The organism is Plantactinospora veratri, from assembly GCF_036421995.1.
In the GTDB taxonomy this organism is placed as follows: Bacteria; Actinomycetota; Actinomycetes; order Mycobacteriales; family Micromonosporaceae; genus Plantactinospora; species Plantactinospora veratri.
This window is the reverse complement of the sequence record NZ_JAZGQL010000026.1, coordinates 58,318-72,420: the sequence shown is the minus strand read 5'-3', so window position 1 is coordinate 72,420 and position 14,103 is coordinate 58,318. Positions and strand designations below refer to the sequence as shown.

Genomic DNA, 14,103 nt, shown 5'->3' with positions numbered 1-14,103 from the left:
CGGTCGTCTGCCCAACCGTCGGCGCGATGTCGTCGGCTGCGGTTCGTTTCCGGTCCGGTGGCGCGCTCGCCACGGCGTCGCCGCTGCGGAGTCTGACCGCCGCCTACCAGCCCCACCGCCCCGGCCGAACCGTGCTCGGCGGCGCCGGGCCGCTCTCCGACGGGCTCCCTTCGCCGCGAGACCGCGTGGAGCGGGTTGGTGGCACCTGCTCTCGGGTACCCGATCCCACCCCGGGCGGTGCCTGCCCGGGGTGTCGGCCGCACGTCGGGGCAGCCTCAGCGCGGGCGGGCAGGTGAAGTGCCGGTGTCCGCCGTCCCGCTCGGGGGTGGCCGCGGACCGGTCGAGCATCACTCCAAGACATTTTATTGACGACCGTCAGCCAAGTTGCTAGCTTGCTGCAATGATGTCTATCAATGAAAGGGTTCGCCGCCGAGTCCGGGTGGCACTCGTCGCGTTGGCTTCCACGGCGCTGGCGGCGACCGCCGGGATCATGCTCGCTCCACCGGCCAGGGCGGCCTCCCTGGTCGAGGTGGGCAGCTTCGGTGACAACCCGGGCGGCATGCGGATGCACGTCTACGTCCCGGACTCCCGTCCCGCCAATCCGGCGATCGTGGTGGCGATGCACGGCTGCGGCGGTTCGGGTCCGGGCTTCTACTCCGGCAGCGAGTTCGCCTCGCAGGCCGATCGGTACGGGTTCATCGTGATCTACCCGACCGCGACCCAGCAGGCGGGCTTCGGCAACTGCTTCGACGTCTGGTCGGCGGCGTCCAAGCGCCGGGGCGGCGGTAGCGACCCGGTGTCGATCATGTCGATGGTGACGTACGTCCAACGGCAGTACGGCGGTGACCCGAACCGCGTCTTCGCGACGGGCAGTTCCTCGGGCGGCATGATGACGAACGCCATGCTCGCGCTCTATCCGGACGTCTTCAAGGCGGGCGCGGCGTTCATGGGCGTGCCGTTCAACTGCTTCGCGAACGCTGCCGACTTCCCACCGCAGAACAGCCAGTGCGTCAACGGGCGGATGGACCGTACACCCCAGCAGTGGGGTGACGCCGTCCGCCAGGCGTACCCCGGTTACAACGGTGCCCGCCCGCGTATCCAGTTGTGGCACGGCACGAACGACACCCTCGTGCCGTTCCAGCTGCTCCAGGAGGCGGTCGACCAGTGGACCAACGTGCACGGTCTGAGCCTCACCCCGACCTCCACGGACACGCCGCAGGCGAACTGGAACAGGCGGCGCTGGACCAGCGGCGGCGTCACGCTGATCGAGGCGATCAGTGTCAACGGCGCCGGTCACAGCCTGCCGATGAGCGGGATGGCGCAGGCGGCGGTGCAGTTCTTCGGCCTCGCCGGTGGCACGCCGACCCCGAACCCGACCACCGGTACGCCCACGACCCCGCCGACCGTGCCACCGACGACCACCCCGCCACCGTCGACGACCACCCCGCCACCGTCGACAGGGGCCTGCCGGGTCGGCTACACGGCCAACAGCTGGACCGGCGGCTTCACCGCCAGCGTGACGGTCACCAACACTTCGAGCACCGCCGTCAACGGCTGGACCGTGCAGTGGAGCTGGCCCGGCAACCAGCAGGTGACCAACGCCTGGAACGCCACGGTCAACCAGTCCGGGGCGCAGGTGACGGCTCGCAACGTCTCGTACAACGGCACGATCGGGGCCGCGGCGAGCGTCACGTTCGGCGTCCAGGGCACCTACAGCGGAGCGAACCAGGCGCCGAGTCAGTTCACCCTCAACGGAGCGGCGTGCAGTCAATGACCGCACACGCGGCATCGACGGCAACCCCCACTGTCAGATGACGGGTCGAGCGAGTTCGACCAGGCCGGTGCCGAGTACCACGGCACCGGCCTGGTCCACGCTCTCGAACCGGTATCCGGCACCGTCTGCCCAGACCCGGGTGGTGAGATTGTCGCCGGGTGCGATCGGCCGGGTGAAGCGGCAGCTCAGCCGCGCCGGCTCGGCGCCGTCGGCGAGCACGGTGTGGCTGGCGATGGCGAGACTGGCCAGACCGTGCACGATGACGCCGGGCAGCCCGGCGGCACGGGCGAACTCGTCGTCGAGGTGGATCGGGTTGTGGTCACCGGAGGCCTCGGCGTAGCGGCGTGGCAGGTCGAGCGGCAGGGGTGCGGTCCCGGTACGCAGCGGCGGGCCGCCGTGCGCATCGGCCGGCAGGGTGGGGGAGGGGGTGCCCAGTCGCAGGTCGGTCGGGACGCCCCGGTAGAACTCGGTGACGTACTGCTCGTTCAGGAGCACGCCGTGGCCGTCGTACGTCTGCACCCCGATGGTGGCGACTGTGCCGCTGCGCTTGCCGTGCAGCCCTAGCACGGCGGCGCGGACGGTGACCGTCTCGCCGACCGGAAGCCGGCGGTGGAAGAGGATGTCCTGCTGGCCGTGCACGACCCTGGCGCGCAGCTCGGGCGGGGCGGCGGTGCCCGCGACCGCGAAGACCAGATCCATGGCGGGGACCACGGCGTAGACCGGGGAAGGTCCGCCGACGGCGTCGGCGTAGGCAGCCACGCCGGCCGGGGTGACATCGAACGGGCGTGGCTCGCTCCAGCGGCCGACGACGGAGCCGTCGAACGACATCAGTCGGTCACCTCCAGTACCACGGCGGCGGCGGTGTCGCCGGCCGCGCACCCGGTGAAGAGGCCGCGCCCGCCGCCCCGGGCGCGCAGCGCGGCGACGAGTTCGGTGATCGCACGCAGGCCGGTCGGCCCCTGCGGGTGCCCGTAGACCAGGCTGCAGCCGTACGGGTTCATCCGGTCCAGCGCGAAGCCGGTCTGCCGGGCGAAGTAGAGGTCGTTGACGGCGAACGGGTTGTGCGTGGTCACCACGTCGATGCCGGTGATGTCGAGGCCGGCGTCGGTGAGCGCGGCGCGGGCCGCCGGCAGTGGCGCCCTGGGCATCCGGGCCCGGTCGGTACGGGCGAAACCGATCGCGAGCAGTCGGGCGACGCCGGTACCGCCGCCGAGTTCGCGGGCCCGGTCGACCGTACTGAGCAGCGCCGCGGCGGTACCGTCGCCGGGATGGGTCTGCGACCCGTACGTCACGACGCCGTCCGGCCTGACCGGGGAGAGCGCGGCGAGGCCGTCGGCCGTGGTGTCGTGCACGCCGTGGTCGTCGTCGACCACGACGCTGCCGCGTCGGCCGGGCACGTGCACCTCCACCAGGTGGCCGGGGCGCAGGGCGGCGGATGACCGGTACTGCTCGTGGCGCAGCAGCGTGAGGGCGTCGAGCTCGGCACGGGAGTAGCCCTCCTCGGCGGCGACGTGCTCGGCGGTGTCGAGCATGGACTGACCGGTGTTCGGGTCGTGCCGCATCGGGTCCAGTACCCAGTGCTCGGTTAGTGGCGCCGCGCCCGGGCTGCGCTGGGCCGACCAGACCAGCAGCGGCCCGTTGCTGGTCCGGTCGGACGCCAGCGCGAGTACGGTGCGGTGGGCGCCGAGTTCGACCTGGACGGCGGCGGCCTGCACCACCGCCACCGAGGTCGCGCAGGCTTGGGCGATGGTCGGACCGGTGACGGTGTCGAGCCCGAGCCGGGGGGTGATGGTGGTGGCGCCGTAGAAGGATGCCGGCTGTGGCACGGTGCTGCCGAAGACGACCTGGCTGATCTCGGAGGTCGGGATGCCGCCCCTGTCCAGCGCCCGGCCGGTCACGTCGACCGCGAGGTCCACACTGGACATCTCGGCGAGCGGACCCTGCCAGCGGCAGAACGGCGAGGACCAGACCAGGTTGACCGGGATCGCCACGTCGGAGAGCCGCATCACCGGCTCCTGGCGAGGCCGGCGGGCTGCCTGGCAGATCGCATTCAGGTCATCCCTTCGGCCTGCCCACCGGCGACGGTGAGCACCTGGCCGTGGACGAAATTCGACCACGGCGAGCAGAGCAGGAAGATGCCGCCGGCCGCCTCCGCCGGGGTGGCGGGCCGGCCCAGCGGGATGCGCGCCGCGGCCTGTTCCCGGACGGCGCCGGGGATGCCCAGCGGGATCCGGTGGTCGCCGTGGTCGAAGGTGCCGGCCTCGCTGGCGTCGGCGGTCAACCGGGTCTGCACGAAGCCGAACGCCACCGCGTTGACGTTGATCCTCAGCGGGCCCCACTCCTTGGCGAGCGTCCTGGTGAGGCCGATCAGGGCCGCCTTGGCGGCGGCGTAGTTGGCCTGGCCGACGTTGCCCATGGTGCCGGCGATCGAGGTCACGTTGACCACCTTGCGGAAGATCTCGCGGCCCTCGGCAGCGTCGCGCTTGGCGGCCTCGCGCAGTACCGGCGCGGCGGCGCGGAGCAGCCGGAACGGCGCCGTGAGGTGGATGTCGAGCATGGCGGTCAGCTGCTCGTCGGTCATCTTGTGGAAGATGCCGTCCCAGGTGTAGCCGGCGTTGTTGACCACGATGTCGAGCCGCCCGTACTCGTCGACCGCGCGGGCGACGACCTCGGCCGGCGCCGTCGGCACGGTCAGGTCGGCCGGGACCGCGACCCCGCGACCGTCGAGCGACCCGACGGTGCGGGCGAGGGCCTCGCCGTCCAGGTCGGCGCAGACCACCCGGGCACCGTGCTCGGCCAGCAGCTCGGCGGTCGCCCTGCCGATCCCGCGCGCCGCTCCGGTGACCACCGCGACCCGGTCCGTCAACAGTCCGCTCATGCCGGCACTCCGCTTCGCTCCGTGCCGCCATGAGGCTCATTCGCACTGAGCTGGCTGATTCGCTCGCTCCGCTCGCTCATGCCGGCACTCCGCTTCGCTCCGTGCCGCGATGCGGCACCGCTGCACTGAGCTGGCTGATTCGCTCGCTCAAGGCTGTCCTTCCGTCGTCGAGGCGAACTCGGCCGCCAACACGTCCTGCCAGGTCCGGCGGGCCGCCCTCTTGTCGAACTTGCCGGTCGCCGTCGTCGGCAGCGCGTCGACGAACCGGACGATGTCGGGCATCCACCAGCTCGCCACCCGGGGCCGCAGGTGCGCGGCGAGCGTGTCGGCGGAGACCTCGGCGCAGGCGACGACGAGCGCGGCGGGCCGTTCGCCCCAGATCGGATGCGGTACGGCGATGACCATGGCCTGGGCCACCGCCGGATGGTCCATGAGATGGTTCTCCAGATCGATCGAGCTGATCCACTCGCCGCCCGACTTGATCAGATCCTTGGCGCGGTCGAGCAGGTGAAGATAGCCGTCGCCGTCGACGGTGCCGATGTCGCCGGTACGCAGCCAGCCGTCCCGGAAGCGGACGGTGTTGGCGTCGTCCTCCGGCTGGTGGTACGACTCGGTGACCCACGGCCCGCGTACCTCGATCTCACCGGCGGAGCGCCCGTCGTGCGGCAGCACCACGCCGTCCGGGTCGACCACCCGCAGCTCCACCCCGGCGGTCGGCACGCCCTGGGTGGCGTGCAGTGCCTGCCGGTACTCTTCCGGCCGGTCCTCCAGATGCCGTCGGACCATGGTCAGGTTGCCGGACGGCGACATCTCGGTCATGCCCCAGCCCTGCCGCATGGCGACACCGCGCCGCTGATAGCGCTGGATCAGCTCGAGCGGGATCGCCGAGCCGCCACAGAGGATCCGGTCCAGGCTGGCCAGCTCGTCCGGGCCCGGTCCGAGCTGGTCGACGGCGAGCCAGAAGGTCGGCACCCCCGCCGCGACCGTCACCCGCTCCTCCCGGACGAGGCGTACGACGGTGGCCGGGCTGGTGTCGGCGCCGGCGAGGACCAGGCCGGCCCCGGCCAGCGCCGCGGAGTACGGCATGCCCCAGGACAGGGCGTGGAAGAGTGGGGTCAGCGGGAGCACGACGTCGCGTTCCCGGATGGCGAACGAGTCGACGAAGAGCCCGCTCATCGCGTGCAGGGTCAGCGACCGGTGCGAGTAGACCACGCCCTTCGGACGGCCGGTGGTGCCGCCGGTGTAGCAGAGGCAGGCCGCGCTCCACTCGTCCACCTCCGCCGGCTCGTCCTCCGGCGCGCTCGCCAGGAGCCGCTCGTAGTCGATCGCGTCGGCGAAGTCCGGGTGTGCCGCGGTGCCGTCCGGCAGCACGACATAGTGCCGTACGCCGGGCAGCCGGCTCCGGATCGGCGCGAACTGTCCGGTCAGGGACGCCGTCACGAAGATCACCCGGTCCTCGGCGTGCGTGGCGATCGCCGCCACCTGATCCGGGTGCAGGCGGGTGTTCAGCGGTTGCAGCACCGCTGCGGCCAGTGGCACGCCGTAACACAGCTCCAGGTGCGGCAGCCCGTTGCAGGCGTACGTGCCGACCCGGTCGCCGGGGCGGACGCCGAGCGCGGCGAGCGCGTTGGCCAGCCGGTGTGCCCGACCGGCCAGCTCGGGCCAGCCGCACTCCGCCCGACCGGCCTCGGTGTATCCGACCAGTCGGGCGTGCGGGCCCATCGCGGCGGCCCGGCGCAGCATCATCCCGACGGAGAGTGGCATCGAGCCCATGGTGCTTCGCACCCGTCAGCCCTCCGCCGCCCCGGTCCCGGTCAGCAGCGCGCGGAGCCGGTCCGGCCACGGACTGCTCTGGCCCGTGTCGGCATCGATCCACACCACCGTCAGCGTTCCCCGGGCCAGTGTCGTGCCGTCCCGGGCCACCGTGAAGGCGTAGCGCAGCGAGGCGCGCCCCACGTGCTCCACCGCCAGGGTGGTCTCGGCGATCTCGCCGAAGTGCAGGGCCGCCAGGTAGTCGATCGTGAGGTTCACCCGGGGCATCCAGCGGGCGTCCGCCGCCGTGACGCCGAGCTGGTCCTGGAGTTCCTTCTCGGCGCTCTCCACGAACCGCAGGACCACCCCGTAGTGCCACCGGTCCGCCGGGTCGGTGTCCGACCACTCGAGGCGACGGCGCACGACGATCGACGCTGGCTCGGCCATCCGGTCTCCCCGCTGGTCCTGTAGCTGGTGTCGTCCGGTGTGAACACATGGCCCGAGGTACTCGGGCCCGGACCGAGCGACGTCCTCGGGCCTGGACCGAGTCTGACTATCTACGTGCCTAGCGTCAAGACTAGTGTCACGCATCGCCGGTCCGACTGGTGTGGGTACGCACCAGTGCGGCGAGGTCGGGGTCGTGGCCGGCGACCACCTGGACCACGCGTTGTTCGGCCAGACCGGTCAGACCGTCGTACAGCTCGACGAAGAGCGCCCGGGCCGCCGCCCGGGGCCAGCGCGCCGGCAGCAGTTCGGTCGGCAGTTCCGGGTCGAGGCTCGGCATGGTGCGCCAGTCGTCCATCAGGGCGGTCCGCGCGACGAGGGCCTCGGCGGTGCCGATCCGGCCGGTGCGCCACCGCCGCCGGACCGGCTCGTACGCGGCGAGGATCCGCTCGTATTCGGCGCGCAGGGCGGCCAGGTCCCAGGCGTGGATCGGATGGCCGCCGGTCGGCCCGCCGTCGGCAAGCTCGGCCGTGAAGACGGTGGCCCGGTCGATGTCGAGCTCGGACAGGATCGTCGTCACCTCGGTGACCCGTTCGTGCGGCGAGACCCAGAGCCCGTCGTAGAGCGGAGCGAAGCCGTGCCAGCCGAGCCGGGTACGCAGGGCGTGCCGCCGGGACCTGTCGTCCTCGGGTACCGAGAACGCGGCCACGGTCCACCGACCGCTCCACGACGTCCGCTCGGTGCCGAACGACAGGATGTGGCCCCGCCCCTCGGCGAGCACCCCGGCGGCCCGCTCGCTGAGGGCGTACGAGGTGCGCCGGCCGGACTTCGACTGCTCCAGCAACCCGCGCCGGGCCAGCCTGCTCAGCGCGGCCCGGGCGCTGACCTCGGTGATGCCGAACTCGCCGAGCAGTGCGACCAGGGCCGCCGAGGGGAGCGGGGCGCGCTGGCCGTACCAGTAGTCGCCGAGCAACGTCAGCAGCAGGTGTTGCGGGCTGCCGCCGGCCTGCACGCGGGGCAGGTCGGCCGGGGGCGACGCGGACTGCATCGACATGCGGCCGACTCTACAGATTCGGGGTCGTCCGGCAGCCGGTCGGCCCGGGGCGGCCGACGCGGGCCGGCGGAGCCGAGAGACCGCCGTCTCGGAACGAGAACGTTAGGCATGAATGTTGACCGGCGTGCGATAGATGTCTAGCGTCTCCGTGACAGAGCTTTGCCTCGTGGCTTTCCCTCGTCGTGGGAGGCAACCGTGCGACGTACCGCCGTATCCGCCGTCGCGCTCGTCGTGGCGGTCGCCACGACCGGCTGCGGCGGCGAATCGTCCACCGGAGGCGGTGCCGGCCCGATCAGGGTCGGCCAGATCGTCTCCCTGACCGGCAACTACGCACCACTCGGCACCGAGAACGAGAAGTCCGTGGCGCTCGCGGTCGAGCAGATCAACGCGGCCGGCGGGGTGCTCGGCCGCACGGTGGAGCTGATCGTCCGCGACGACAAGAGCCAGCCCGACCAGTCGGTGCTCGCCTTCAACGACCTCCGCGGCCGCGACGTCGCCGCCGTGATCGGCTCGCCCTTCTCCAACTCCGCCCTGGCCACCATCCCGCTGGTCGACCGGGAGAAGATCCCGTACATCTCGCTCACCCCGGCCGACGAGCAGGTCGACCCGGTGCACCCGTACGTCTTCGTCGTGCCGGCCACCTCGGCGACCTATGCGGACCGGATCCTGCAGTACCTCAAGGCGCAGGACATCACCAGGATCGCCGTCGCCTACGACGGTCGCAGCTCCTACGCCAAGGCCGGCTTCGACGGTACCCGGGAAAAGGCGCCCGGCCACGGCGTCACCCTCACCGCCAGCCCGGAGTTCCAGACCACCACCACCGAGTTCTCGGCCGTCTTCAACCAGGTCCGCTCCTCGGGGGCGCAGGCGCTCGTCGTCTGGGCCACCGGCGCTCCCGGGGTGGCGCTGGCCAAGCAGTACGCCACCGCCGGGCTCGACGTGCCGGTGGTCTTCACCGGGGCGCAGGCCAGCAGGCTCTGGCTGGACCCGGTCGGCCCGGCCGCCGAGGGCGCGCTGGTGGCCAGCTCGATCGGCGTGGTCGGTGACACCCTCCCGGACGGCGAGCAGAAGCGGGCGATCGACGAACTGGCCGGTGCGTTCCGCGGCAAGCACGGGTACCCGCCACCCCAGTTCGCCCAGGACGGCTACAGCGGGGTACGGCTGCTCGTCGCCGCGATCGAGAAGGCCGGCGGCACCGACCGGGAAAAGATCCGGGACGCCCTGGAAGGGCTGACGGTGACCACCCCGAACGGCACCTACACCTACAGCGCCACCGACCACGCCGGCCTCAAGGCCGACTACATCTCGGTCAACACGGTGCGGGGCGGCGCGTTCGTCCCCACCGACTGGGCGCGGGAGCAGCTCGCTGCGGTGGCGGGGAGGTGACCGAGCCGCTGCTGCGGGTCGCCGGTGTCTCGCACGCCTTCGGCGGCGTGTACGCGGTGCGGGAGGTCGACATCGACGTCGCGCACGGGGAACTGCGTGCCGTCATCGGGCCGAACGGCGCCGGCAAGTCCACCCTGTTCAACCTGGTCGGTGGCCAGTTGGCCCTGCGTACCGGCGCGATCGCGCTCGCCGGTACCCGGGTGGACCGGCTGCCGGCCCACCGCCGGGCCCGGCTCGGGATCGGTGTCGTCTTCCAGGGCGCCCGGATCTTCCGCGGCATGACGGCGCTGGAGAACGCGATGGTCGGCGCGCACGCCGTCACCCGAGGAGGCTTTGCCGGCGCGGTCTTCCGGCTGCCGGTGCACCGTCGGGAGGAGCGGGAGATCCGGCAGAGCGCCCGGGAGGCGTTGGACCGGGTCGGCCTCGCCGGCTGGGCGGACCGGCCGGCGGAGTCGCTGCCGCTGGGGCAGCAGCGGGCTCTCCAGGTGGCCCGCGCGCTCTGCGGCCGCCCCCGCCTGCTCCTGCTCGACGAGCCCGCGGCCGGGCTGCGCGCGGCCGAGCGGGACGCGCTGGCCGGACTCTTCGAGGAGTTGAGGGCGGGCGGCCTGACGATGGTGGTCGTCGAGCACGATGTCGCCTTCGTGACCCGGCTGGCCGACCGGGTCACCGTACTCGACCTCGGCCGGGTGATCGCCGAGGGCACTCCCGCGGCGATCCGGGCCGATCCGGCGGTTGTCGCCGCGTACCTCGGAACGGGGGTGTCCGCGTGATCGACGTCGTCGACCTCACCGTCCGGTACGGCGTCGCGGTCGCGCTGCACGAGGTCAGTCTCACCGTGGCGGCCGGGGAGATGGTGGCGCTGATCGGCCCGAACGGCGCGGGGAAGTCCACCCTGGTCGACACGCTCTCCGGGATTCGACGGCCGGCCGGTGGCACGGTGACGATCTCCGGCCGGCTGGCCCACGTACCGGAGGGACGCCAGGTCTTTCCCGACCTGACCGTCGACGACAACCTCCGGCTCGGCGGTTGGCGTGTCCGCAACCGCGACACCGGCCCGATCTACGAGATCCTGCCCGGGCTGGCCCCGTTGCGGCGCCGCCGCGCCGGTCAGCTCTCCGGTGGGGAACAGCAGATGGTGGCGGTCGGTCGGGCGCTGATGGGCCGGCCGGACGTGCTGGCGATCGACGAACTCTCCCTCGGCCTCGCCCCGCTCGTCGTCGCCGACCTGGTGCGGCACCTGCGGGAGCTGAACGCCGAACGCGGTCTCGCCGTGCTCCTCATCGAGCAGAACGCCCGGCTCGCCCTCGACCTCTGCGGCCGGGGATACGTGCTGGAGGCGGGGCGGGTCGTCGCCGCCGGGACCGCGGCGGAACTGGCCGCCAGCCCACGGGTCGCCGACGCCTATCTGGGAGTGGCCGGGTGACGGAGTTCCTCCAGTACCTGATCACCGGCGTCGGTGGCGGATGCGCCTTCGCGCTCGTCGGCAGCGGCCTCGTCGTCGTCCACCGGGTCACCCGGGTGGTCAACTTCGCCCAGGGCTCGTTCGCGGTGATCGCGGCACTGACCGCGTCGACGCTGCTGGCCAGCGGGCTTCCGCACGGCCTGGCCGAGGTCTCCGCCGTGGCGGTCGGTGCCGGTGCCGGGCTGCTCGTCGGGCTGGTCGCGATCGGCAGGCCGGGTACGCCACCCGGCGCGTCGCTGATCATCACGCTCGGGCTGGCCGTCTTCGCGTACGCGGTCGAGGTGCTGCTCTGGGGTGACCAGCCCCGGTCGTTCGCCGGGGTACCCGGTGCGGTCGAGATCGCCGGTGTCCGCTTCCAGGCCCACTACCTGCTCATCATCGGTGCGACGGCCGTCGTCTTCGCCGGCACGGCGGCGCTGTTCGCGCGTACCGACATCGGCCGGGCACTGTCGGCGTGCGCCTCCAACCCGTACGCCGCGAGGGTCGTCGGCATCGACGTCGTCCGGATGGGGCTGCTGGCCTTCGGCATCGGCGGTGCGCTCGGCGGGCTCGCCGGAGTGCTCGTCACGCCGATCCAGCTCGTCACCTTCGACTACGACGTCACGCTGATCATCGGTGGCTTCGCCGCCGCCGTCTTCGGCGGGTTGACGCGGCCGTTGCACACCCTGGTCGGTGGATTGCTGCTGGGCGTGGCCCAGTCCTTCGTGGCCGGTTACGGCAATGCCGCGTACCAGATGGAGGTGGCGCTGGTGTTGTTGCTCGCCGTGATGCTGAGGCAGGCCGCGCGGACGCCGGTGGCCGAGCAGGAGCCGGCCTGATGGCGCGGTGGGCGCCGGCGGCGGCGGTGGCGGCGGGCACGCTCGCCCTGCCGCCGCTGCTGTCCGGCAGCCACCTGACCGTCTACATCCTGCTCGGCCTTGCCGTGATGGTCACCGTCGGGCTGTCGCTGCTGATGGGGTACGCCGGGCAGATCTCCCTCGGGCAGGCCTCCTTCTACGCGATCGGCGGCTACACGGCCGGTCTGCTCAGTGTGCACAGCCTGCCACCGGTGCTCGGCCTGCTCGCCGCGCCACTGGTCTCCGCCGCGTTCGCGGTCGTCGTGGGGGTGCCGCTGCTGCGGCTGCGGGGTCACCACCTCGCCTTCGCCACCCTCGCCATGCAACTGATCCTGCTCTCCCTGGTCGCCCGGGCGGACTGGGCGGGCGGTGCCATCGGCCTGCAGGGCATCCCGCGGCTGTCGGTGGGCGGCTACGAGTTCGCCGACGACCTCTCCTACGCCTATCTGGTCTGGGCCGCCGTCGCGCTCACCCTGCTGGTGGCCCGCAACATCGTCGCCTCCCGGCCCGGCCGTGGCCTGCACGCCCTGGCCAGCGGCGAGACCGCCGCGGCGGCCTGCGGTGTGCCGGTGGGGCGCTACCGGCTCACCGTCTTCGCGCTCTCCGCCGCGTTCGCCGGGCTGGCCGGCGGCATCTACGCCTTCTATCTCGGCTACCTCGCGCCGGGCTCGTTTCCGGTGCTGCTCTCCATCGAGTACGTGGTGATGGCCGTCGTCGGCGGGCTCGGCACCCTGTGGGGCGCCCTCGTCGGCGCCACCGCGATCATCCTGCTCGTCCAGGTGCTCAACACGCTCGGCACCCAGCCCGGCATGCCCGGCTACGCACCGAGCGTGCTCTCCTACGCCGTCTACGCGGTCCTGCTCGTGCTGGTCGTGATGTTCCTGCCGCACGGCATCGTGCCGGCGGTACGCGACCGGTTGACCCGCAGGGCGGCGGGCGGAACGGGGTAGCCGGGCCGCTCCCGGCTCCCGGATTCCGGTACGGAGGGATAGACAGCAGTCGTTTGACGTATGACGATGTGAGCGCTAACTTCTATACCTCGGGCGTACGCGTCCGTTCTGCTCGCCCGCGCCCCGACCGAAGGAGCGGAATCATGAAGGCCACCGGTGCGGCTCGTCCCGCCTCTGCACCGAGACGTCGCTGGCGCTCAGGGCTGGCCGTCGCGGCGGCGGCGGTCGTCGCGGCCGGCACGCTGGTCGCGGTGAACCCCACGCCCGCGTCGGCGGCGACGGTGGACACCAACGCCTGGTACGTCCTGGTGAACAGGAACAGCGGCAAGGCGTTGGACCTGTACGCCTCGGCCACCAACGACGGCGCGCGGATCAGCCAGTGGACCCGGAACAACGGCGCGAACCAGCAGTGGCAGTTCGTGGACTCGGGCGGTGGCTACTACCGACTGAAGTCCCGACACTCCGGCAAGGTGCTCGACGTGTACGACCGGTCGACCGCCGACGGCGGTGCGATCGTGCAGTGGTCGGACCTCAACGCGACGAACCAGCAGTTCCGGCTCGCCGACTCCGACTCCGGCTACGTGCGGTTGATCAGCCGGCACAGCGGCAAGGTCGTCGAGGTGCAGGGCGCATCCTCGGCGGACGGCGGGAACGTCGTGCAGTACTCCGACTGGAACGGCGCGAACCAGCAGTGGCAACTCGCCCGGGTCGACGGCGGCAACCCGCCGACGGGCGGCACCGGCTGCGGCAGGGCCCCGACGCTGTCCAGCGGCACGCACACGATCCAGAGCAACGGCAAGAGCCGCTCCTTCATCCTGCGGATGCCCGCCAACTACAACAACACCAACCCGTACCGGTTGATCTTCGCCTTCCACTGGCGGGGCGGCACCATGCAGGAGATCTCCTCGGGCGGCACCAGCGGGGCGGCCTGGTCCTACTACGGCCAGCAGGAGCAGTCCAACGACAGCGCGATCCTGGTCGCGCCGCAGGGGCTCGGCAACGGCTGGGGCAATTCCGGCGGCGAGGACGTGACCTTCGTCGACGACATGATCCAGCGAATCGAGAGTGACCTCTGCGTCAACCCGAGGCAGCGCTTCGCCCTCGGTTTCAGCTGGGGCGGCGGGATGAGCTACGCGCTCGCCTGCGCGCGGGCCACCGTGTTCCGGGCCGTCGCGGTCATCGCCGGGGCCCAGATCAGCGGATGTAGCGGCGGTACCCAGCCGATCGCGTACTTCGGGCTGCACGGCATCTCGGACAACGTCCTCAACATCTCGCAGGGCCGGTCGCTGCGGGACACCTTCGTCCGCAACAACGGTTGCACCGCCCAGAGTCCGCCGGAGCCGGGGGCGGGCAGCCGGACGCACGTCACCACGAGCTACTCGGGCTGTCGGTCCGGCTACCCCGTGCAGTGGGCCGCGTTCGACAACGGTCACATGCCCGGGCCGGTGGACGGGAGCTACGCCGAGAGTGGGATCACCACCTGGACCAAGGGTGAGATCTGGCGGTTCTTCGCGCAGTTCTCCTGAGACAGGTCGGACGACCGGACGGGCGGGTTCGTGGCGAGCAG

The 14,103-nt window shown here is 72.0% G+C and carries 13 protein-coding genes; 7 read left to right on the top strand and 6 right to left on the bottom strand.

Annotation, left to right across the window (positions count from 1 at the left end; translation table 11 throughout):
• Positions 1 to 403 precede the first annotated feature (403 nt).
• A complete protein-coding gene (locus V1634_RS26600) occupies positions 404 to 1,774 on the top strand; it encodes an extracellular catalytic domain type 1 short-chain-length polyhydroxyalkanoate depolymerase (protein WP_331210715.1) in 1,371 nt (456 codons plus the stop codon).
• Positions 1,775 to 1,807: 33 nt separating this feature from the next.
• Here V1634_RS26600 and V1634_RS26595 read toward each other — a convergent pair whose 3' ends face one another.
• The 6 genes from V1634_RS26595 to V1634_RS26570 form a co-directional block, all read right to left on the bottom strand.
• Complete coding sequence (locus V1634_RS26595) at positions 1,808 to 2,602, bottom strand: MaoC/PaaZ C-terminal domain-containing protein (RefSeq protein WP_331210634.1); 795 nt, start codon at positions 2,600 to 2,602, stop codon at positions 1,808 to 1,810.
• On the bottom strand, positions 2,602 to 3,780 hold the full coding sequence (locus V1634_RS26590; RefSeq protein ID WP_331210633.1) for a thiolase family protein: 1,179 nt from the start codon (positions 3,778 to 3,780) through the stop codon (positions 2,602 to 2,604). The genes V1634_RS26595 and V1634_RS26590 overlap by 1 nt, the downstream gene beginning before the upstream one ends.
• 44 nt (positions 3,781 to 3,824) lie before the next feature.
• Positions 3,825 to 4,652: an SDR family NAD(P)-dependent oxidoreductase gene (locus V1634_RS26585; protein ID WP_331210632.1), complete on the bottom strand. Its 828-nt coding sequence runs from the start codon at positions 4,650 to 4,652 to the stop codon at positions 3,825 to 3,827.
• Between the two features lie 147 nt (positions 4,653 to 4,799).
• A complete protein-coding gene (locus tag V1634_RS26580) occupies positions 4,800 to 6,416 on the bottom strand; it encodes a long-chain-fatty-acid--CoA ligase (protein WP_331210631.1) in 1,617 nt (538 codons plus the stop codon).
• A 24-nt stretch (positions 6,417 to 6,440) separates the two neighbouring features.
• On the bottom strand, positions 6,441 to 6,851 hold the full coding sequence (locus V1634_RS26575) for an acyl-CoA thioesterase (protein ID WP_331210630.1): 411 nt from the start codon (positions 6,849 to 6,851) through the stop codon (positions 6,441 to 6,443).
• Between the two features lie 136 nt (positions 6,852 to 6,987).
• Positions 6,988 to 7,902: a PaaX family transcriptional regulator gene (locus V1634_RS26570; protein ID WP_331210629.1), complete on the bottom strand. Its 915-nt coding sequence runs from the start codon at positions 7,900 to 7,902 to the stop codon at positions 6,988 to 6,990.
• A 195-nt stretch (positions 7,903 to 8,097) separates the two neighbouring features.
• Between V1634_RS26570 and V1634_RS26565 the strand changes: the two genes are divergently transcribed.
• From V1634_RS26565 to V1634_RS26540, 6 genes are all read left to right on the top strand, one after another.
• Complete coding sequence (locus tag V1634_RS26565) at positions 8,098 to 9,288, top strand: ABC transporter substrate-binding protein (RefSeq protein WP_331210628.1); 1,191 nt, start codon at positions 8,098 to 8,100, stop codon at positions 9,286 to 9,288.
• Positions 9,285 to 10,058 carry an ABC transporter ATP-binding protein gene (locus V1634_RS26560; protein WP_331210627.1) on the top strand — a complete coding sequence of 258 codons (774 nt, stop codon included), beginning with the start codon at positions 9,285 to 9,287 and terminating at the stop codon, positions 10,056 to 10,058. The genes V1634_RS26565 and V1634_RS26560 overlap by 4 nt, the downstream gene beginning before the upstream one ends.
• Positions 10,055 to 10,711, top strand: coding sequence for an ABC transporter ATP-binding protein (locus V1634_RS26555; protein WP_331210626.1), 657 nt, complete (start codon positions 10,055 to 10,057; stop codon positions 10,709 to 10,711). Before V1634_RS26560 ends, V1634_RS26555 begins: the two co-directional genes overlap by 4 nt.
• The gene (locus tag V1634_RS26550) at positions 10,708 to 11,568 is read left to right on the top strand and encodes a branched-chain amino acid ABC transporter permease (RefSeq protein ID WP_331210625.1); all 861 of its coding nucleotides are present in this window, start codon (positions 10,708 to 10,710) and stop codon (positions 11,566 to 11,568) included. The genes V1634_RS26555 and V1634_RS26550 overlap by 4 nt, the downstream gene beginning before the upstream one ends.
• Complete coding sequence (locus V1634_RS26545; RefSeq protein ID WP_331210624.1) at positions 11,568 to 12,536, top strand: branched-chain amino acid ABC transporter permease; 969 nt, start codon at positions 11,568 to 11,570, stop codon at positions 12,534 to 12,536. The genes V1634_RS26550 and V1634_RS26545 overlap by 1 nt, the downstream gene beginning before the upstream one ends.
• Positions 12,537 to 12,679: 143 nt before the next feature.
• Positions 12,680 to 14,062 carry an RICIN domain-containing protein gene (locus V1634_RS26540; RefSeq protein ID WP_331210623.1) on the top strand — a complete coding sequence of 461 codons (1,383 nt, stop codon included), beginning with the start codon at positions 12,680 to 12,682 and terminating at the stop codon, positions 14,060 to 14,062.
• Positions 14,063 to 14,103 lie beyond the last annotated feature (41 nt).